Origin of the sequence: Streptomyces sp. KLMMK (assembly GCF_036961605.1) — a bacterium.
Classification (GTDB): domain Bacteria; phylum Actinomycetota; class Actinomycetes; order Streptomycetales; family Streptomycetaceae; genus Streptomyces; species Streptomyces telluris.
The window spans coordinates 1-2,824 of record NZ_JBAMDC010000599.1; the positions used below are offsets into that span (position 1 = coordinate 1).

4 protein-coding genes are annotated in these 2,824 nt (G+C 71.4%); 3 read left to right on the forward strand and 1 reads right to left on the reverse strand.

What is annotated here, in order from left to right:
• Window positions 1-114: 114 nt before the first annotated feature.
• Entirely contained in the window at window positions 115-984 is an 870-nt protein-coding gene (locus V7793_RS36085) for a hypothetical protein (RefSeq protein WP_336013903.1), read from the forward strand.
• Between the two features lie 82 nt (window positions 985-1,066).
• Here V7793_RS36085 and V7793_RS36090 read toward each other — a convergent pair whose 3' ends face one another.
• The gene (locus V7793_RS36090; RefSeq protein ID WP_336013904.1) at window positions 1,067-1,576 is read right to left on the reverse strand and encodes a hypothetical protein; all 510 of its coding nucleotides are present in this window, start codon (window positions 1,574-1,576) and stop codon (window positions 1,067-1,069) included.
• Between the two features lie 291 nt (window positions 1,577-1,867).
• Here V7793_RS36090 and V7793_RS36095 point away from each other — a divergent pair, with 291 nt between their 5' ends.
• The gene (locus V7793_RS36095; RefSeq protein ID WP_179084152.1) at window positions 1,868-2,200 is read left to right on the forward strand and encodes a glyoxalase superfamily protein; all 333 of its coding nucleotides are present in this window, start codon (window positions 1,868-1,870) and stop codon (window positions 2,198-2,200) included.
• Between the two features lie 216 nt (window positions 2,201-2,416).
• Window positions 2,417-2,824, forward strand: a 408-nt coding sequence (locus V7793_RS36100; protein WP_336013905.1) for an AMP-binding protein, incomplete at its 3' end; no start/stop codon positions are given.

Consider the following 2,824-nt stretch of genomic DNA (forward strand, 5'->3'; position numbering starts at 1 on the left):
GACCCGCCCGGCGACAAGCCGGTTCCGCACCTTCCCGGCACGGGCCCGGCAGAGCCGGGGCATCATGGGTGAACGACTGACCGGGCGGGTGCGGGGCTGACGCGGAGGGCTGCGATGAACCCTGACGGACGGGTCAACCGAACGGTGGCGTTCATCGCCGGCGCAGGGCACTCCGGCACGACTCTCCTCGGCCTGCTGCTGGGCACGCACACGTCGGTCTTCTACGCCGGCGAAGCGTGGAACAGCACGCGCCTGGGTGCCGTGAAGGACGACGGGAAGACGGTCCGGTGCACCTATTGCGGTGCCGGCTGCTCCGTGTGGGCGGGCCTGCGCCCGGGCAGCGACGGCCTGGGGCTGGCGGGCTCACCGGACCTGTACGAAACCCTGTCCGTGCGGTCCGGGCGCCCCGTCGTCGTCGAATCGACCAAGGCGGTCCGCTGGATCGAGATGCAGGCGGCAGCGGTGCGGGACGTCGTCCCGGCCCATCTCCTGCTCCTGGGCCGGGACGGACGGGCCGTGGTGAACTCGCAGCTGCGCAAGTACCCCCGCATCCCGGTGCGCGAGCACGCCGGCAAGTGGGCGGCGCAGATCCGCGCCTCGGAAGAGCTCGCCGCCCGCTGGCCGGGCCCCGTGTCGCGCCTCCATTACGAGGACCTGGCCACGAGGACCGAAAGCACGCTGCGGCGGCTGACCGCCTCGCTCGGTCTCGCCTTCGAACCCGCGATGCTCGATCCGTGGAACAGCGAGCAGCATCCGCTCGGCGGCAACAGCGGAACCCACTTCCTCCTCTCCCGTTCGCGCCGCTCGCGCGCGAACGGCACGGCGCCGGCGGACGTCCCCGTCGACGCGGCCAAGCGTGAGCACTACTCCCGCCATCCGCCCGCCGTGGTGCTCGATCTGCGGTGGCACCAGGAGATGCCGGAGGATGCCCTGGCGGTGTTCGAGGAGGTCGCCGGCGAGGTCAACGTCCCCTACGCGAGGTAGTCCCGTGCACCGGCCGTCGTGCAGGCCGTCGTGCGGCGGCCGGTGCGGAGGGACGGTGCGCGGCCTGCGCGTTCCGGGGCCGTCAGTAGTGCCAGCGCGGCTTGCCGCTGTCGCTGCCGCAGATGATGACCCGGCCCTGGGCGTCGTGCGTGCGCGACCCGGCGTCGGACGAGCGGCAGTACTGGCCCGCCTTGTAGCAGTTGCCGGCGTTGGAGCGGATCTCGCACGTCGTACCGGCGTTGCCCGGCGCGGGCGTACGGGCCGCGGGTCCGGCCGCACCGGTGTGGCCGGCAGCGGGCGGGGTGGCCGTCCTGCGCGGCGGCTTCGGCAGGACCGGCGAGGGCGCGGCGCTGCGGGAGGGCGCGGTGGCCGGAGCTTCCGACGGCAGTGCCGAGGGGGAGGGGGAGGGGGTCGCGGACACCGAAGCGGAGACGGAGGGCGAGGACTTCTTGCCCGGCGACGTGTCCTCGTCGCCCCCGGTGCAGCCGGCCAGCGTGAGCACGCCGGCCAGGGCTATTGCGCAGGCGGCGGCCCAGCGACGGCGAAAGGCGGAGGAGGACGGGGAAACCGGGGAGGTTTTGGGGGAAGACATGGCCAGGGGACTCCACGAGCGGAACGGGCAGGGGAATAGCCGCACTTCGAAATCCGCGATTCCGCTTTGTTGCGGACACGGGAAATCGCTGCCGACACGTGGGGGGAACCAACTTGGCTCACCCACATTAGCGGCATCACGCCACGCAGGTGAACCAAGATCTCAGGGAAATTCGCGGCCGCCCGGGCGGTGCCGTGCCGGGTGCGGGACGGAAGTCGACCGGCCGGCTCCTGCCCGCACCCGGCCCGCTCGGCGCACTCGGCGATCCGCGCGGTCTGGAATGATGGCGCCGTGGACGAAGAAGCCATCCCCGTGCTTTATGTCGAGAACGCGAGCACAGCGGTCGCGTGGTACGCCCGGCTCGGTTTCACCGAGCAGTGGGAACACCGTTTCGAGCCGGGCCTCCCTGCATTCGTCGAGGTGGCACGCGGGCCGGTGCGGCTGTTCCTGTCGGAGCATCAGGGTGACGCCCGGCCCGGCACGCTGATTTATCTGCGGGTCCGCGATATCGACGCCGTCGCCGCCGAGTTCGGCGTCCCACCCGTTTCCGCCCCCTGGGCGCGCGAGATCGAGTTGCAGGACCCCGACGGCAACCGGCTGCGCGTGGGGACCCCCGTCAATTGACGGACGCGGCACGGACCGGGCGGCCGACCGGCCGGCCGCCGGCCGCCCTTGCCCCGGCACTCCTCCACCTTGTTGGCCGAATATCGACGTTTCGGTCGCGTGAAGCGCGGCTGCACCGCTTGCCGACTTGGAGTCGTTGATCGATGGCATTACCATCCAACTGGTTGCCTAAGTCAACTGCCGGCAATCGTACTGCCGCATCAGGAGGAATCACCCATGACCGCCACGGCGCAGCAGTTCCGCACATATGTAGAGCGGAACCTCGACGTCCTGGGAGCCGAACCCACCAGGACGGCCGTCGTTCACCACGACCGCCGCGTCACCGCCGGCGAACTCCGCGACCTCGTCCACCGCATGGCCCGCGCGCTGCTCGCCCAGGGCGTCGAGCGAGGGGACACCGTCACCCTGCTCAGCGGCAACCTGCCCGAGACCATCGCCGCCCGCTACGCCGCCAACCTGATCGGCTGCTCGGTCAACCACCTCTACAACAAGCTGGCCGCCGACGTTCAGGCCAACATCATCCGCGACGTCGAGACGCGCGCCCTGATAGCCGACCCCGCCTACGCGTCGCGCGCCGCCGAACTGGCCCGGCTGACGGAGGTCCGCACCGTCCTCTCGCTGGGC